Origin of the sequence: Clostridium sp. SY8519, assembly GCF_000270305.1 — a bacterium.
In the GTDB taxonomy this organism is placed as follows: domain Bacteria; phylum Bacillota; class Clostridia; order Lachnospirales; family Lachnospiraceae; genus SY8519.
Window position 1 is genome coordinate 148,047 of sequence record NC_015737.1, and the last position, 16,930, is coordinate 164,976.

General features: G+C 47.7%; 24 protein-coding genes. All 24 read right to left on the reverse strand.

Features of this window, described 5'->3' with window-relative positions:
- Positions 1-355 precede the first annotated feature (355 nt).
- Entirely contained in the window at positions 356-559 is a 204-nt protein-coding gene (locus tag CXIVA_RS00770) for a hypothetical protein (RefSeq protein WP_013976103.1), read from the reverse strand.
- 505 nt (positions 560-1,064) lie between these two features.
- On the reverse strand, positions 1,065-1,487 hold the full coding sequence (locus CXIVA_RS00775) for a type II toxin-antitoxin system HicB family antitoxin (RefSeq protein WP_013976105.1): 423 nt from the start codon (positions 1,485-1,487) through the stop codon (positions 1,065-1,067).
- A 51-nt stretch (positions 1,488-1,538) separates the two neighbouring features.
- Positions 1,539-1,709: a type II toxin-antitoxin system HicA family toxin gene (locus CXIVA_RS00780; protein WP_013976106.1), complete on the reverse strand. Its 171-nt coding sequence runs from the start codon at positions 1,707-1,709 to the stop codon at positions 1,539-1,541.
- A gap of 196 nt (positions 1,710-1,905) precedes the next feature.
- Positions 1,906-2,715 (reverse strand): N-acetylmuramoyl-L-alanine amidase, encoded by an 810-nt coding sequence (locus CXIVA_RS13215; RefSeq protein WP_013976107.1) that lies wholly within the window; start codon positions 2,713-2,715, stop codon positions 1,906-1,908.
- Positions 2,702-3,046, reverse strand: coding sequence for a phage holin (locus CXIVA_RS00790; RefSeq protein ID WP_013976108.1), 345 nt, complete (start codon positions 3,044-3,046; stop codon positions 2,702-2,704). Before CXIVA_RS00790 ends, CXIVA_RS13215 begins: the two co-directional genes overlap by 14 nt.
- 12 nt (positions 3,047-3,058) lie before the next feature.
- Positions 3,059-3,430: a hypothetical protein gene (locus CXIVA_RS00795; RefSeq protein ID WP_013976109.1), complete on the reverse strand. Its 372-nt coding sequence runs from the start codon at positions 3,428-3,430 to the stop codon at positions 3,059-3,061.
- A 36-nt stretch (positions 3,431-3,466) separates the two neighbouring features.
- Positions 3,467-3,883: a hypothetical protein gene (locus tag CXIVA_RS00800; RefSeq protein WP_013976110.1), complete on the reverse strand. Its 417-nt coding sequence runs from the start codon at positions 3,881-3,883 to the stop codon at positions 3,467-3,469.
- Positions 3,884-3,885: 2 nt separating this feature from the next.
- Entirely contained in the window at positions 3,886-4,287 is a 402-nt protein-coding gene (locus tag CXIVA_RS00805) for a hypothetical protein (protein WP_013976111.1), read from the reverse strand.
- Positions 4,287-4,625: a hypothetical protein gene (locus CXIVA_RS00810; protein ID WP_013976112.1), complete on the reverse strand. Its 339-nt coding sequence runs from the start codon at positions 4,623-4,625 to the stop codon at positions 4,287-4,289. Before CXIVA_RS00810 ends, CXIVA_RS00805 begins: the two co-directional genes overlap by 1 nt.
- 36 nt (positions 4,626-4,661) lie before the next feature.
- Positions 4,662-4,871, reverse strand: coding sequence for a hypothetical protein (locus tag CXIVA_RS00815; protein ID WP_013976113.1), 210 nt, complete (start codon positions 4,869-4,871; stop codon positions 4,662-4,664).
- A 32-nt stretch (positions 4,872-4,903) separates the two neighbouring features.
- Positions 4,904-5,851, reverse strand: a complete 948-nt coding sequence (locus CXIVA_RS00820; RefSeq protein WP_013976114.1) for a hypothetical protein — start codon at positions 5,849-5,851, stop codon at positions 4,904-4,906.
- Complete coding sequence (locus CXIVA_RS00825; RefSeq protein ID WP_013976115.1) at positions 5,851-6,390, reverse strand: putative phage tail protein; 540 nt, start codon at positions 6,388-6,390, stop codon at positions 5,851-5,853. Before CXIVA_RS00825 ends, CXIVA_RS00820 begins: the two co-directional genes overlap by 1 nt.
- The gene (locus CXIVA_RS00830; protein ID WP_013976116.1) at positions 6,390-7,526 is read right to left on the reverse strand and encodes a baseplate J/gp47 family protein; all 1,137 of its coding nucleotides are present in this window, start codon (positions 7,524-7,526) and stop codon (positions 6,390-6,392) included. The genes CXIVA_RS00825 and CXIVA_RS00830 overlap by 1 nt, the downstream gene beginning before the upstream one ends.
- Complete coding sequence (locus CXIVA_RS00835; RefSeq protein WP_013976117.1) at positions 7,519-7,935, reverse strand: DUF2634 domain-containing protein; 417 nt, start codon at positions 7,933-7,935, stop codon at positions 7,519-7,521. Before CXIVA_RS00835 ends, CXIVA_RS00830 begins: the two co-directional genes overlap by 8 nt.
- Position 7,936: 1 nt before the next feature.
- Complete coding sequence (locus tag CXIVA_RS00840; RefSeq protein WP_013976118.1) at positions 7,937-8,224, reverse strand: DUF2577 family protein; 288 nt, start codon at positions 8,222-8,224, stop codon at positions 7,937-7,939.
- A complete protein-coding gene (locus CXIVA_RS13710; protein ID WP_013976119.1) occupies positions 8,214-10,163 on the reverse strand; it encodes a CHAP domain-containing protein in 1,950 nt (649 codons plus the stop codon). The genes CXIVA_RS00840 and CXIVA_RS13710 overlap by 11 nt, the downstream gene beginning before the upstream one ends.
- Positions 10,164-10,191: 28 nt before the next feature.
- Positions 10,192-11,022, reverse strand: coding sequence for a LysM peptidoglycan-binding domain-containing protein (locus CXIVA_RS00855; RefSeq protein ID WP_013976120.1), 831 nt, complete (start codon positions 11,020-11,022; stop codon positions 10,192-10,194).
- Positions 11,022-13,232 carry a hypothetical protein gene (locus CXIVA_RS00860; protein ID WP_013976121.1) on the reverse strand — a complete coding sequence of 737 codons (2,211 nt, stop codon included), beginning with the start codon at positions 13,230-13,232 and terminating at the stop codon, positions 11,022-11,024. Before CXIVA_RS00860 ends, CXIVA_RS00855 begins: the two co-directional genes overlap by 1 nt.
- Positions 13,233-13,414: 182 nt before the next feature.
- Positions 13,415-13,849 carry a hypothetical protein gene (locus CXIVA_RS00865; protein ID WP_013976123.1) on the reverse strand — a complete coding sequence of 145 codons (435 nt, stop codon included), beginning with the start codon at positions 13,847-13,849 and terminating at the stop codon, positions 13,415-13,417.
- Between the two features lie 108 nt (positions 13,850-13,957).
- Positions 13,958-14,443 carry a phage tail tube protein gene (locus CXIVA_RS00870; protein WP_013976124.1) on the reverse strand — a complete coding sequence of 162 codons (486 nt, stop codon included), beginning with the start codon at positions 14,441-14,443 and terminating at the stop codon, positions 13,958-13,960.
- A 21-nt stretch (positions 14,444-14,464) separates the two neighbouring features.
- The gene (locus CXIVA_RS00875) at positions 14,465-15,802 is read right to left on the reverse strand and encodes a phage tail sheath C-terminal domain-containing protein (protein ID WP_013976125.1); all 1,338 of its coding nucleotides are present in this window, start codon (positions 15,800-15,802) and stop codon (positions 14,465-14,467) included.
- A complete protein-coding gene (locus CXIVA_RS00880) occupies positions 15,799-16,011 on the reverse strand; it encodes a hypothetical protein (RefSeq protein ID WP_013976126.1) in 213 nt (70 codons plus the stop codon). The genes CXIVA_RS00875 and CXIVA_RS00880 overlap by 4 nt, the downstream gene beginning before the upstream one ends.
- Before the next feature lie 41 nt (positions 16,012-16,052).
- Positions 16,053-16,493, reverse strand: a complete 441-nt coding sequence (locus CXIVA_RS00885) for a DUF6838 family protein (protein ID WP_013976127.1) — start codon at positions 16,491-16,493, stop codon at positions 16,053-16,055.
- Positions 16,493-16,927, reverse strand: coding sequence for an HK97 gp10 family phage protein (locus tag CXIVA_RS13225; RefSeq protein ID WP_013976128.1), 435 nt, complete (start codon positions 16,925-16,927; stop codon positions 16,493-16,495). Before CXIVA_RS13225 ends, CXIVA_RS00885 begins: the two co-directional genes overlap by 1 nt.
- Between the last annotated feature and the right edge of the window lie 3 nt (positions 16,928-16,930).

Here is a 16,930-nt window from a genome sequence, read left to right on the forward strand (position 1 = left end):
TAAAGATCGGTACCGATGAACTATATAATAATAGACAGGAAACGTCAAGTTTTTTCCAGGGAAACGCATGTGCCACAGAAATTCCTTAGGAATGTTTTTCGCAGGGTGTCCCATCAAAATGTGGAAATCCGTAAGTTTCCGTATGGGTTTCCTCGAACAAATATTCTTTCCGTGAAAAAGAAAAAACCCCGGAACCCGCATAAACAGCGGTTTTCCGAGGTTTTTCATTTACGTGCGTGAGAGGATTCGAACCCCCGACACCTTGGTCCGTAGCCTATGTCAGATACCTTTATTTTCAGCACTTCCAGAACTTTTTCCGCATAGGTTTCCGCACATATAAGAAAATAGGTTCATCCTATTCCTTTTTTTCTACGCTGGAAATGAACTGTTCCATCAGCTGAGAAATGGTTGCAGCCTGCCCTACTCCCTTGCGCTCGCATGCTTCTTTAAACTCCTCTGCAAGTTCCTTCTTGATTTTAAAGCTTTTTGATATAAGACCTATTTTCTTCTGATACTTCTGTGTTGCTATTGTCTGTGCGTTCGGCTTTCCTTCTGGCATACTATCTTCTCCTTTTCTTGATCACAAGAATCGCATACACTACTGCAGCCACAATAATTAAAACATCAAGAACATTGAATTTTGCTTTGGTTATTCTTAAAACTGCAAATACAATCAATAATGTAGTGAATACACTTGCTTCTCTCTTCATTTTTTCTTTTCGATGTGATATTCTTTAATCAAGCAGGAGGATTATCCTCCCGCTTGGTTATGGCTGTTTCCCTTTTTACTTTTTCATTTCTCGCCAGATCTGAATTAAAAGTAATGCTAAGGTTAACAGCCTTATTAAATTATCGATTATTTTTTCAATTATCACATCTCTTACCTCCTTTCTGATTATATTATACTATAGTGTGTGCCCTATGCCAAGTGGTCTATTATACTTACATAAAATAATAAAGCCCCCGGATCTCTCCGAGGGTTTTTATTACGAAGCTTATTAAAAACTTGGTGCGTATACTGGTGCACTTGATATTTTTGTGGAAATTCTTCTTTACTTTTTGTTTTATTTACTTCCTAACGTTTTTACTAGTGCCTCTTGTAAGACTCTAGAAAAATTGATTCCTGCTTCTTCCGCTTCTTCACTTAACCACATTGGGATCGTGCAATTTTTCTTTACGGATAAATTCCTTACTTTACTCCTATACTTTTTTAAATCTACATCCACATAGGCAAGTGTACCATTTGAAAAATCAAAATCGCCATCGCTTTTTTCTTTTGCAATCTTTCTGGCTTCCTCTTCTGTAGACATATTCGGCAATGATTTTTTTTCATCTTCCAGATGAATTCCACTTAATCCGATATAATCTTTTGCCATTTCTAACGCATCAATAAATGAATTCCCTTCTGTATATCCATCAAAATCCGGGATATATACGAGATAGCAATTTTCATCCTGTTTTACTAAAATAGGGTATACTACTTTCATGTCTACTTCTCCTCTCTCTATGCTCATGAAATAAAGGCAAGCGCCGGGGGCTTACAGCCCCCATTTTTTAAGTATTCCTCTGGCAGTGATTTCATTTATCTCTCTATGCCTTGGAATCATTTCAACATCCTTCCCTCTGACATATTTATCATGATTACTTCCATGTTCAGCAAATTCAAACCCTGCCTTCTCAAGACGCTTGACTAAATCTCGTTGTTTCATTATTCCCTCCTTATGCGTATACAATACGCCTTTTATGCGTATTTGTCAAGTGTATTCTCTTTATTTAAGCAAAAAAATAAGCCCCCGGATTGCTCCGAAGGCTAATTTGTGTTTATCTTGTAAAAACATTGGAAAAATCACAAGATAAACTAAAAAAATAATGGAAGCTTATCATCTCCCATTTCACTGTATCTACTTATCTTTTCGCTTTCTTCGCTTTTGCTAAACAATCCTTCCCAAACAGTCCATCAGCTTTTAACTTAACGCCTTTTTGGAATCGAGTCACAGCGTCAATCGTATTACCACCAATCACACCATCGACAGCAATATCTCTGGAATTATACCAGTTTAAGAATTTCTGCAATTTCTTCACATTATCGCCGCTATCGCCTTTTTTGAAGTACCCACGCTTCGGAAGGGTAGGGAACGAACCAGTGTAACCACTCGCTTTTATATTACTCGTTTTCGGTTTAGCAACTTTGCTACCAGTCAGATAAGCCTTGAAATGCTTCCAGTCATTATCATCATATCCACCATTACAATACATGTGCGGGCAATCTTTTCCAGTACGGTCAAAGTGGCGCAGTACGTGTTTGATATTCGGACATTTTGAGTTGATATACTCATGTAACCATTTTGCCGCCTTCAACTGAGCATCGGACGGAAGTTTATCAACACAATCACACAGTTCGATAGATACCGACGTAGCATTGCTTGTTGCGCCGTAGAATTTACCACCGCCAGTTGATGCACAGTTGCTGTATTTTGTGCCGCCAACCGCCCACGCAATACGGTTCAGCGGGATAGAGCAATAAATCTCGCCTTTACGGTCGATAAAGAAGTGCGCACCCGCAGATCTGGTGTTGCTATAGCGGAAGTATTTCGCTTCATTTTGTGCAGTATCACCTTTGACGCCTGTATAGTGCCAAAACTCAGTGTAAATCGAACTCAACGAACGTTTTCCACCGTAACTGATAGATTTCGCGTATAATTTATTTATCTTCATCTACATCATCACTCCGATCTTCATCATCACGATCTACATAAGCATAATCATCCTTCGGGTACTCATACGCCATAGACCGATTGCTGTCAGTAATACCCTTAGTCGTCGGGTCAGTAATAACACCAAGAGCGGACAGAACTGCAACCGCAACAGTTCCAATTAAATAAGGATTCCGTACGAACTGCATAAATACGTTCGATACAGAATCCCAAGTAGTCAGGTCTTTATAAGATAACCCAAAATATGCTAATACTGGCGATGCCACGACACCAACCATCCCAATCCAAAACTGCGGACTGCGACTTCTTACTTTCCAGTTAATTTTACTCATGAGAATCTCTCCTTATTTCTCAATCAGATACTGTTCCAGGCTTTCCTTCGCCTTCTTCAGTTCGTCGATATCATTGTTATTTAACAAGTGCGCCATGATCGCCAGCAACGATTGCTGCACAATCCGGTTTCCTTCTTCGAGTTTATCCAGCCGGTGCTTATCCCGATCCAGGTACTGCCGGATCTCTTTTAGCGATTCATCATGTCCATTTAACCGCCGCTCGTGTGCATCCACCCGTTCTTTCTGGGTATCTGCAGGCTTGCGGAACCATCTCACCACCTTGGCGATGATTCCAATTGCGCCGGCGCAGGAGATGATCAGGCCGGCGACGGCCAGGATTACCTGGTACACCTGCTCCGGCGTGAAAACAATTGGCTCATGCATTCGTTTTATGTCCTTTCTTATAGAATTGGTATCATGCTATGACTCTGCAAAATAATACCCATTGACAATTACATACTTGTCTTTTGCCACTGTCATGCAGATGCTGCCATACTGATTGACATAGCACGGCACAGTCAGCCCGTCTGCCGTCAGTGCTGTTAATGGTGTCAGGGCATTACCCCAGTTTTTACTTGCCGGTGTTGGAAATCCTGTAAAAGCAGCGGCCGCATTGAGCGCTATTGCCGCTTTACATACGATATATACATATACACACCGGCCATTTTTATAGTAGCCACCGGTATAATTCGTAGCTCTGTTCTGATAGATTGACGCAGAAGTCCAGCCGCTCAGTGCCATACTGTCAGGGATTCCACTGCCCGTTTTCGCTCGGGCAGTTTCATCCTTCAGGTTGTACGTTGTTCCGTTTACCGTAATTTTTGAAATATCTGCCATCGTTAAATCTCCCCTGTTGTGAATACGATCCGTTTTTCGTCTTCTACCGCATAAACGGATACTTTATTGTTCCAAAAATCAATCTGTTTCTGTGTGATGCCTGTAGCAAACGGCATATCAATCAGATAGGATGTCCCATCACCGATCTTAATGCCTGGGATCTGATTGTTCTCTTTGTCTGTCTGATAATCGCTGTAAACATAGACAACTCCTTTTTGCGCAATGGTATCCGCTGCCTGGTTCCATCCATCCGTGGTGTTATACTCAATCACGGCATTTGTCCGTTCGATGACTTTCAATGCTTCCACAGTTCCTGAAATCCCAAAAGGAGAAGATGAGACCATTCCGGTCACCGATCTGGAAGCAGAAACGGAACCAAGCAATACATTTGTGTCCATCTCCATCAGTACGTCACCTCATCTGTAACTACGAATTTCCCGCTGGCAAATGTGTATACATCCCCCTCCGCAGTATCAACTCCCAGATCATAGTAATATTCCTTCACTTCTATGCCTTTCGTGTTTTCTGGTTTTATGTGCCAGATGATTTTATCCGGGTTCGAATAATCAATATCGGCATCAAACACCAGGTCACCGTTATTCGGTTCTGTCCGCATCTGTCCACGGACGATATGACCTGTATCCAGTGCAAATTTATTCCCGTCAGTATCTGCAATATTTACCGTAATGTATGCACTGTCACCGCGTGTGATATAAACATTTGAGCCTATAATTTTGTACAAATAATCACCACCTAATCCGTATCTGCAGCCGTATCCTTATTCTGCTGTGATATTTCGCTGCAAATAGGAATTTCCAAACTCATCAATGACCATGCAGGTATCGCCGGCCAGCGTCTCTGATACACATGCAGCGGCCATCTCCGTGTGAAATGCAGACTCTGCCTGGTTTCGTGTATCGTATTTCAAAATGTTCTGTGCTGTTGTTCCATCTTTCATTTTCTGAATGGTTACTACAAAATAATTCATGCTGTTCTCCTTTGCTTATTGTATAAAAATTCTTATCCCCAAGATATGTATGTTACTTTGGCGTATACTGTCAGGCCGCTTCCTGATGTATAGTTGCATTTCACTTGCCCGGATGAATTGATAAAAATATATGAAAAGCTGGATGTTCCGTCTAATATCATTTGGATTTGCCGCGGCGGCCGCCACCCTTCAGGAATCGTACCAATCACACGATCATTTGTACCTGCTGAAAGCACACCGCCTGCAATGATTGCCATTACCAGATCGCCTTTTCTGTACAGTTCCATTGTTCCGGATGCACCATTTGACAATTGCACCGTTTGGGTTTCCTTCGCAGACTGCAGCCGGCCGGAAGACTGCACCGACCCATCCCAGCCAATCTTCAGTGCGTTGGAACGTGCATCATCACTCGTCCCGTTACCAATGATCACCGCACTTGTTTCGTCTGGTTCGTTAAATTTCCCCAGTACGGTCTGCGCCTGTCCGTTTGCTACAGTACTGTAATTCTGTGCATGGGAAAAAGCACCTCTCGCACTTGTTCCGCTGCCTTCCGCATGGGAATCATTTCCAGATGCGGTTGTAAGTTCTCCTTCTGCATGGGAGTAATCACCGGATGCCGTTGTCTGATCCCCTTCCGCATGAGTGCCTGTACCAGATGCTGTCGTCCGATTTCCCTCTGCATGGGAATAGTTACCAGAAGCTGTTGTAATATTCCCTTCGGCCACTGCGCTGTTCCCGCTGGCGGTTCCGTCTGTCCCGATTGTCGCGCTGTTTGCGCCTTTTTCAGTCGATGTCTTCCGATTCATGCTCAGGCTTCCGGCTCCTTCCGGTGAATCATGTTCCATCTTCTTTCCTGTTTCTGTCTGGCCTGATGTAATCGCCGCATCAATTTTATCCATATTTGCGTTGATTTTGTTGATGTCATAAAACTCATCTTCGGCCGGCTTTTCCAGGCTTAGATTTTCTGTATAGGATGCCATCAAAGTCCCCCTTTCTTCCTCAATTCATTGTGTGTATAGGCTGCCAGCTGTTTATGCGTGTATTTTTTCAGCACCGCATGACTGTTAAACATAACGATTGCTTTCCACTGGATATTACACGGCATGATATACCGCAGTTTCTTCACGACATCATGATAGGTGTTCTGCTGCTGGATCCCTAGTTTTATCGTGGCTGTATACCCATCCACAGACAGCTGGTACTGTCCCGCGCCAAAAAGCTGTTCCAGTACATAGGAAAGGTTCTGAAACGTATACGGCCGGAAATCCATGAATTCAATACGGATCTTGCTGCGCCGCTCTTCCAGTGTGAAAGCTGTAGCATTCGGGATCTGCAGCATACGCTCCCACCGTGCCAGGTACTCTTCCGGCATGGTGTCCACAAACTGCCCGTCCCACATGCCGGCAATCCGTTCCCATTCCTTGTCAACTTCTCCCTGTTCACCGGAGTAGATGGCATCCATCTCCTTATATCTTCTCCAGAACTCCGGAAGATATTCCTTCAGGTTGTCGCCCCGCATCAGCTGCTCACCACCGTTCCGTTAAATGCTCCAAACACAGGGATTTCATTCATTGCGATTGTGTAATTTCCGGTTGCTCCGTTTATCGTCAAATTCCTGCAGTCCTCAATGCCGGACACCCCAAGCATGGCAAGCTCGATCCGCCCGGACCGGACGATCAGGCCGGTCACCGGAGCCGATGCCGTCACATGGTTCGGCGCGTCAATCACTTTCTGCTGAATGTCCTTACCCCATGTTTCCGCTGTTTCTTTCAGTACCTCTGATATGGCTGCTTTAATCTCCGGCTGAATTCCATCCAATGTATACCCGGATTTCAGCAAAACATCTGCAGCAACTGTGATTTCTTTTCCGGATACCGCTTCCACGGTCACTTTGTGCCCGATCGGCGCCAGGCCTTTGCCAAGTCCTGTTTCATTCGGGTCCACAGCGGTCTGTACATCCTGTACCACAGATGCATCCGGAATCCCGTAATCCGCGCCCTGAATCACACACCGCACCGTCCCGGGACCATCATAAACCGGGAACACCACACAGCCGCCGACACCGGACAGCGCAATGATTTTCTCGTGATAGTCCTGGATATTCCCGCCGAAGGCTGTCTGGGAAAAGGATTCAAAATACCGCTCACGGAAATCCTCCTCCTCTTCGTCATCCGTTCCGGAACTGATATATCCAACTGCTGTAATGCTGGTCAAATTGTCGATATCATACATCGGTATGATGTCATCCGCTGTGTTATTGCCTTCTGTCCCTACGGTCTTGCAGGTTAATGCATACGTATTTTCTTCGGCGCTGATCTGTTCGGTAATCGTGTAATTCAGTTCCCCGATATTGAATTCTGTCCCATTCTCCAGGATACAGTCCGAAGGCTCTGCCTTTACTTTCAGGACGGCTGCCGTGCCTTCCCTTGGAAGCAGGCCGCGTTCCGCTGCCCGCCGGATCAGGTTATAGTAGCTCGCCGTATCCGGGAAGGTCTCACTTAACAGAAGGTCCATGTCGATATACATCTGCGCATGTTCATAGGCGGTAGCCCCTACAGCGGTCTGTATAACGGATCCTTCCCGCTTATCCAGCGTGTCCGGTACATTGTCCAGGATCCGCTCCTGGATCACTTCTTCTGTATTATCCTCAAACATCGATGGTCACCTCGCTTTCTACTTCTTCGCCGGTATCCGTTGTAACGGAACAGGTGATGAGCAGGCTGCTGCCGGTTGGATGAAATTCAAAGTCATCCACGCTGATCACCCGTTCATCGAAAAGCAGCGCCTCCGTGATCCGGTCTTTCAGTTCTGCGCGTGCATAATCCATTTCCTCCCCGATCAGGTCCTCTGCCGCAAGCCCGTAATCTTCCGAAAAAATCGGATACCGCCCTAGCTCTGTCAGGAGCATGCAGTGGATGCCCTGCGCAATGGCTTCTTTTCCATCACACATCCCGCTGATGGTTCCGGTATCCGTATTCATCCGGAAGGTTCTTGTCGCATACGATTCTTCTTCGAAATCTGTTTCGATTTCATCATTCAGTTCATAATCTGTATCCGGTAACATTTCATTCCACCTTGTCAATCAGCAGATACCGCTGTCCGCCTGCCTGCATCAGCATCACTACTGTATCGCCCTTCTTCAGTTCTCCGCTTTTGATCAGGATTTTTACCTGGTGCGGGATAAGCAAAAATGCTTCCGAAAGCCTCAGTTTTTCAGAAACCATTACTTTCAGTGGATCCAAAGAATCTATTGTGCCAAGGATAAGGTCTGCCGGCTTAGCCGCTTGATATGCCTGCAGCGCGATCTGTTTGATTACCTTTATGATATTTCCACTGTATTCATTAGTCGTCATCAAATGCGCCTCCTGTCAGCGTCAGGTCCATGGTATGCAGTCCGTTCTCAAATTTATGTACTACTTTGGTCACCAGCATATAGCTGGATACCTTGATGTCCGAAAGGGTAAGCAGGACAGGGACCAGGCTTCCTGCCCGCACATGGACAGAACCAAACGCATCATTGATCGACAGATTTCTCGATACATGGTTATACATCTTTAAAAGAAGCTTGCCCTTTATCTTTGCCAGCTTTGGGCTGTCTACCTTTTCGTAATACTGCAGCACACCCCATTTCCCGATGGTGTTGGAATCTTTGCTGATGTACATATCCATCTTACCGTTGTTTTCATAGGCAAGTTTGATCTGGTTATATACACCGGAATCAATCCCGTGGTCATAGGTGTAATCCTGTGCAGTATCCGCATCAATCAATGCGCTGTTTACCTTCATTTCACTCGGTTTGGAAAGCATGAGCTTTCCACAGGCATCATACAGGGTATAAGTTTCACCGGTAACCAGCAGGGTTTCCTGCAGCGCGTTCTCAATCACGGAAAACAGTTCCGCGTCAGACTCGGACCGTGTCACCAGACACCGCGTATTCGCAAGTTTCCCGGTTTTCAACTCAAAGTCTTTGGCAATCATCCGGATCACCTGCGAGGCTGTTTTATTCGAATACACATACGTATCCTTGTTTTTCAGGTACCGCAGCTGGTCATAGACCGTTACCTGCACGTTTTCCTGCTCTTTGGTTTCTTTGATTGTAAAAATATACCCGTAAAAAAACTTCTGGCCATTGACTTTCAGCAGCACGCCGGATCCTTCCCGCAGTACCTTGTGCCGAATGGTGGTAAACGTCAGCTTCCCAGGGGTTCCTTTCCGCTCCCACTCCACACGCAGATCATCCTCAACGGCAACCTCATACACCGATTTCCCATACTGCACATACAGCTGCACGGCCGGCGCTTTTGCCTGGACGATCTGCTCGGATGTCATTTTGACCTTATAATCCGGAATCTTCTTTGTTGCCTCATACCGTTTCAGTACCTTCCGGATCAGCGCGATTTCCTGGTTGATCTTTGCCTTGTTATCCTGTCCGCTGGAAGTGCTGCTCCCGACGCTGTCCGTCATTGCCGAACCGATGGAATACGTCGTTGCTTTGACCGTTGAGGCTTTTCCTTTCCGCCGTCCGAAGGAATTACATGTGGCATTATCCTTCATCAGGATGTCAAAGCGGTATCTTGTTTTCCCGGAGCTGTCCTTGAATTTATGGATGGCACCGCCCCGGTCTGTTACGGTAAAAATCTTTCCGTCATACTTTGTCCCGGTCCCGGAAACCCGGATCTTTGTCCCAAATGGGAAATTGGACGGCGCGGCAATCATCATCTTCCGGTAGTCAGCCGTCTTTCCGCTGGCCGTTTTCTGGCCGTTCTGGGAATAGGCGGTGAATTCTGCCGGATAGGTCTCAATATTTGCGTACCGTGTGCCTACTTTGCTGGATGCAAAGGAACCGTTTAGATACGGCGCAACTACGCCATACCCACGGATACGGGTGCTCGATGTAGAATAGCTGTTGCGCGTCACCTTATTGCCGGAGTTACCCTCAATGGTATGCACCTTTCCACCGGAACAGGACATAACGATCCCCACATGGTTCGCGCCTGCGTGCCGTGTCCCGCTAAAATAGATAATGTCATTCCGGCGGGGTGTATAAGATCCACGGGATGCATACCGTCCATGTTCTTTATACCAGCTTTCGCCACGAACACAGGCGGCTTCCTTCGGTACATACCGGCCTAAGATTTTTGACCCGGATTTCTTTTGCAGCTGATAGGCGCACCAGGATACAAACATGTGGCACCATGGCCCCTGCTGTCCGTACCAGGAGCCGAACTTTGTGTGATTCGTCCCGGATTCCCGGTAGCCTTCCTGGGTCAGTGCAATGTCTACAAGATCCATACGTTTCCCCCTGCTTTCTTTCCTGTTTCTACGCCTTTGTCTTTTTGATCACTGATTTATTTGGCAAAAACAGTACCGTGCCTGCGTACAGGTGTTTCCCGTAAACGCTTGATTTTCTCTTGTGCTTTTTTGCAGCCTTTTCAATCACTGACTTGTTATACTTATACAGCGCTTTCCAGTATTTGGTTGATCCATAATGCTTTTTCGACAGCTTCGGCAGCGTATCGCCCTTTTTCACACGCGTGCTGCGGTGGCCAAGTTCTACGATATGCTCCCGGCTCTTTTTCTTTTTGGATACCTTCTTTTTCTTCCCGCTTTTTTTCACCGTGATCTTCCGGGTCCCGTAGGTCACATACTTCTTAAACGTCATCGATAACGTAAACCGGTAAGCCGCGCTTGCATCTTCTTTCAATGTATAATCTTCCAGGCTGGCCAGCGTAGAGGTATAAAACTCCTTCCCGTCCGACGCATCCCGCTGAACCATCAGCTTAAACACCGTCTTACGGGTCTTTAAGGCCTCTGCCAGTTCAATATACACATACGGTTCCAGAAACAGGTCAAAGGAATAGACCGCGGCCGGGTCCCCCGGAAGATCCGGGAGACGCATGTCCATGGTCCATTCCGTAAGCTCCGGTGATTTCAAAATATTTACCTGGCCGCCGTTGATCAGTGTAATGGTCTTGTTTCCGGAAGAGGATTTCATTTCGATGGATTCCGGCGCTATTGGGAACCGCAGGTTAAAGAGCTTCGGGATTTTTACATGCCTGGAATTCCAGTAATTGGTTTTTGCCTTCAGCAGACGCTGTGGAATCAGTTCTTTTGGAAGATATCCAATATATACCCGGTATTCACTCTGCATTATGCTACTCCTTCCGCTTCGCTCTCCATCTTCGCATACATCAGATCGGTGAGACCGGAAGCAACGCCATCCAGATCCATTTCGGAACTGATGGTATTGTTGTTGGTTACACTCATATTGATGGTTCTGCTGGAAATCCGGTTGATGCTCTGCTTTTCCGCAAAGTCCCGGATATACTTGATATCGGAACTTGTGATATCCAGCTTATCCGCTACTTTCTTGGTATTGGATGCGGTTTTTGCCGCATGGGATGCCGTCTTTCCGGTATTTGCTGCGGTTTTTGCCGTATCCGAGGATGCTTTTCCGCTGTTCCCGGCCCCCTTTTGTGCCTGCTGCATCTGTTTTAAGGCACTGTTTGCCTTGGTAATGTCCCCCTGTCCGGAGATGGCATTTTTCATGCCTTTCAGCGCGCTGGCTTTGCTGTCGCCCCAGGCAGCTCCGGCATGGAATGCCTTCTTGGTCCAGTTATCCTGGAACGCGTTCATTGTGCTCATGCCGTCCTTCATGGCGTCGCCGATATTCTGATACTGTCCTTCACCTACACCCATGGCATCATTCATGGAACTTCTTGCTTTCGCTTCATAGTCATCTGCCGCTGCATTTAATCCATCGACATCGATGTTGACAAACGGCAGGTAATTCAGCTTCTGCGCAATTGCTCCAATGACTGTTGCCGCTGTTGAAAGCAGGCTGTAGAACATGCTTTTTACCGCATTGATCGGTGCCATGAAGGCAGTTTTAATATTATGCCCGAGAGCTATTGCACCTTTTACGATTGCCATAAAGATATTGATGGCAGTTTTTCCAAGGTTTACAAAAAACTGGATTGCCACATTGATCCATCCGCAAATCACGCCAAAGGCCGTCTGTGCGGAAACCCCGGCTTTCAGGAAGTGGTTGGCCAGGATCACAAGCACAACGATCGCCGCAATAATCGCCAATACGATCCAGGTAAGCGGGCAGGATAACAATGCCGCATTGAATTTTACCTGTGCAGCCGTCATACCATAGGTTGTTGCGATCTGCGCCGCATCCGCACCGGCTTTTGTCGCTTCCACACCGGCCTGGATCCCGGTCAGTATAATATTGATTTGTTTCGCAATGTTGTACGCTGCGTATATGCCAAGCAGTGCGCCGAGGATCGGCATGATCGTACCCAGGTGGTTCGCGGCAAAATCACCGACCCTTGTTACAATTCCGGCCAGCATCGTCGCGATATTCAGCCCAACCTTTGCCACCTGCACCACGCCGTCTAACATTTTTGAAATGGACGGCATGTTTTGGTTCAGCGCCTTCATGAATTCCAGGATGGAAGGCGTCAGCTTCTGACCGATCTCCGCGCGCATGGCCGCAAAATTATTCTTCATCTGCGCCGCCTGGCCCTGCGGCGTATTTGCCATGACCTGGTTCATATTACCGACGTTCTGCGCCACCACCTTCGCCAGTTCGGCCGCCTTCTGCTGTTCGGTTCCATTCTTTAAGATCTTCTCGGAATTCTCGTCAAAGGAAATGCCGGCACGGCGCAGGGCTCCAACCTGCCCGGTGAATACCTTGCCCATCATATTCGCAATATTTGTCATAGACTCCGTTGTGTTTGCCGTACCATTCATCTGTACGGCCAGGTCATTCATCGCCGGGATCAGGGTCTTTACCGCGTCCGTGTTATGCAGGTAGGTGGACAGCTGCTGCGCCCCGGCTTTCTGTACGGTCCCGCCGACCACGCCGCTCTGGCTTTCCGCTTTGATCAGGCGGTTGACGGATTCCACCTGGTCATCCGTAGCCCCCTGCATCGCACGCATAACCTCCTGCAGTTTGGTCTGCTGCTGTGCGGCATTGTTGGACATCTCCACGCTTTCTTTCAGCCAGCCGATGCCCATCTTGATGCCGGAAATGGAAATGTAGGTGGCCAGCACCGCTTTCACGCGGCCGGCCATGGTGCGCATCGCTGTAACGCCTTCATTTGTCTTCTTGTTGGTCTTTTCCTGTTCTTCGGCTTCCCTGCGGATGGCATCTGCCGTCTGGTTGATCTGTGTCCGCGCTTTTGCGGCGTAATTGCTCATTTCATTGAGTTTTGTCGGGTCAAATGCCGTTTTCCCTGCCGCCTGCATCCGCTGCAGCTCGGTAATCATTGTCTGTGTGGCCTTTACCATGTTCATCATCGGCGCAGATAAACGGTCATTCAATTGTATCGTCTGGTATATCGTTCCCATCGCTTATATCCCGTTCTTTCTTCTCGCTTCTTTTTCCGCATTTTCCATGTCTTTCGCATGCACAAGGATGGATGCTGCCACAAATGCTTTTTCACTGTCATTCAGGTCCATATAGTCACGCAACGTCCAGTGCATCTCCTGCATGCAGTAATGCAGGATGTATGCCTCCGGATCGTCGCGAATCAGTTTTTTGCCTCATCCACCTTAGACGGCTTCATCGGATCATAGCCGTTATTCTTCTGGATAAACTGGATTAAGTCGTTATATTCCCCGGGGTTATCCACAAGGGCTTTCAAAAGCTTCCCGGGATCCTTGACCCCATAGGAATCCTGCAGGCCGGCATCAAACAAGTCCGGGAATACGATCGCTTTTGCGGCTACCAGTTCGTTGTAGCGGTTCACGTCAAGTTTCATCTGTGTCATGCCATACTTCCCGGGAATCGGAATCTCTTTCGTGCATTCATCACGGATTTTCTCGTCTTCCTCTGCAGACAGCTGCCGGATTTCCCATTCCACCGGGTTCCCTTTTTCATCGCAAATGGATTCTGTCGCAGGATACTTCACATTTGCTTTTGCTTTCTTGTTCTCTTTGAAAAATGCTTTTAAACTGTTTGCCATCGTTTTTCTCCCTCCAATAGAAAAGCCCCAAAATGTACGGCCAGAAACACAGTGGGGGCCTGTGTGTTCGGTTACGGTCCTATCTGGCCGCTGGTCACTGCCGTCAGGTTACATGGTCTTTCCCATGAATTCCAGATCCTTGTATTTTTCCGACTGGTTGAAGTCGGAAGCGTACATGGTGATCTCCTGATCAATGACGCCGCCTTCCGCATCCAGCGCATGAAGCAGCACATCCCCGTCAATGATGCAATCGTTGTATATCTTGCGGTCTGTGCCGATGCTGGTGGTCGGGTCATTGGCCATCACTTCCACATCCATGCGCGGCAGGTATCCGGTGTCCTTATACTGCAGGACCATATCATCAAAGTAAGTAGTTGACTTATAGATGGTCATGGTCAGTTTGATTTCCATATTGGTCGGCTTCCTGCCCTGGATCCGCTTCCCAAGCACCGGTACTTTCTCGGTGGAAATATTCGCGTTTACCTCAAATTTATGGACAAACAGCGCCGGGAACCTGCGGTTCCCCTGTTTGTAGTACACGCATCCCTTATCCTTAAACGGCGCGTCCTGTTCATTCATCCAAGATTCTGACATGTTTCTGTCCCTCCTGTTTTTTTACTGTACATTTGTGGTGATGTAGAGGATTTCCATGACGCCAGACAGGCGGATGGCGGATTCAATTACAATCCCATTCCTCTGTTCTCCCTGGGATACTTTGACATCTTTGGCGTCAAAGTCTTCAATCACGCCCTGTTCTTGCAGTTTCTGCCGGATTTTTGCCAGGCTGTTCCACAGGGACGCTCGGCCGGCTTCATTGTTCGGAACTTTTCCCATATAGGTATTGGAAAACTCTTCCGCATCCTTTGCTGCAATGTAGTCAATTACCCGAACCGTACGATTGTCCTTTAAGAGCGGTCCCTTTTCGTCGGATGTGGTGACCAGTGTGGAAATATCACGGAGGACGCGCACATCATTCCCAACACGGTGGAACATGAAGTAGCCTTCTGCCAGGAAGCTTTCATACTGTTCTATGGAATAGGGTACAGGCGGATTCCATGGAAGTTCCCCGTCATAGACCGTATTCGTCAGCGACTGGCTCAGCGGGCAGGAAGAAGTGGCGCCCAGCACCCAGGGGATATAATCCGGATCCATGACACCAATGATCCCCTCGTTATCCTGTCCCGCATATTCATAAACAAGCTGGAACTTATCCGCGCTCTTTTCCCGTTTTTCCTGCACAAAACTTGTCAAAATGTTTTTACATGTCGTTCCATAGTTCGGATCGCTGCTATATGCTTTGTCTTTCAGCAGGTTATGTGCTACGCCGAGCGCATTGAAGGTATACCCGCTTGCTTCCAGCAGAGTCAGCGCCTGTTTATACGTTTCCACCGTAACATCTCCATTGGACCCGCCTGTAAATGCCATTCCTGCTGTTTCCGCAAGCACGGCATCCGTTTTCCAGTTAACATATCCGTTTCCTTTCAGATCGGATGCCTTTGCCACGGTCTGCGCATCCAGAAGCTTTGTACCAAGGTACAGCTTTACGTCAAACTGGCTGGTGTCATCAATGTTTTTCTTTATCACCAGGAGCAGGTCATTCGAGCGTTCCCCGGCAAAAATCGAAGTTGCATAAGTGCAGGAAGCTGCTTTGTTCGAGTTATTCAACGGAACCAGGTACAGCTTATTCGCGTGGCAGAACACTTCCCGGACTGCCTGGAGTTCTTCCGCGTCATAGCTGTATCCGAGTTCCCTTGCAAATGCATTTTTATAAAACTCGTCCTTTGTAAGCGCAACTACCTTATTGCCTACACCATAATAAATCCAGTTCATGTCCGTAATCAGGGCGCAGACACCGCGTTCCCCGGCCTCTGTGATCACACCGTTGGACACAATGAAATTCTCATAGGTTCCAGGAATTACTTTATCCTGGGTTTTGAAGGTTCCTCCCATCATCGCTGATCTACCCTACCTTTCGTATACTTCCCAAGAGCCGCTTTCAGCTCTTCAATCGTCATTTCTCCATTTCCGACAATTGCCCGCACCAGCAGGGCATCGTTCCGGAATGTCTTCGACGCGGCAAATTCATCCGCGGTATAGGTCATAGCCTTTGTTTCAGCAGCTGCCGGTTTCGGAATTTCCGCTGCTGTTTTCTGGTCTTCCATTGCATAACCCCTTTCTTTTTGATTATTCTTCTGTTCTTACACTATTCTTTTGCGCTTCCGGCGGCTGTACGGTACGCTTCCACCTCACGGATGATATCTGTCTCCTCTGCAAGGTCGGTAAGGAAGAACAGATAGGTCGCGCGGATCTGCAGGATCCCGTCACTGCTGTCCGCATCCATGCTGCTGCACCGGATCTTTTTCCCACCGGAAACAATGATCTGCAGACAGTCTGCCAGGCGCGGATAAACCTCTGCCATCTGTGCATTCTCTGTCCCATCCTCTTTGGGAAGGAACTGGACCACAAACACACCGGTAAACCGTTTCCTGCGGAACAGCCCCGGGGAAAGATCCGGAAGAATGCAGCGCACAAAAAAACAGGGCTCTTCCAGTCCCTGCTCTACTTTCTCCGGGTAGATGGCATAACCATCCCCGAATTCTGCGTGAACCGCTTCCACGATCCCGTCCGTGATTTCCTGTATCATCACTTAAATACCTCCGTTTTGAGATAATTCGTGATCTCCTGGTCAATGATTTTCGGAAGGTCCTTTTCCACCTGTGCCGCCGCTTTTGTCAGCATCAGGCGGCCGTCTACCCATCCATTGACCAGGCGCTTGCCGATAGCCGGTACATACCGCCCAGGGGTCTGCCGGTGCCCGTACTCCACATAGGACGCATACTTGACCGGGTTTTCCACACGGACAACCGCCGGATTGGACGGGCGCAGCACCCGGATCCGCCAGCCGCGCCGCAGATATCCGGTTTTTGTCGGTGTCAGTGCCGCTGCACTGCGCAGCATGCGCCCGGCGGCTCCTTTTGCGCACTGGGCTTCTATTTCCCGGATGTGCCGTGAGGCATCCTCCAGGTTCTTCTGGAACGCCTCAAGCTGCCGGATATCTACATGTACATCTTCTGCCATACA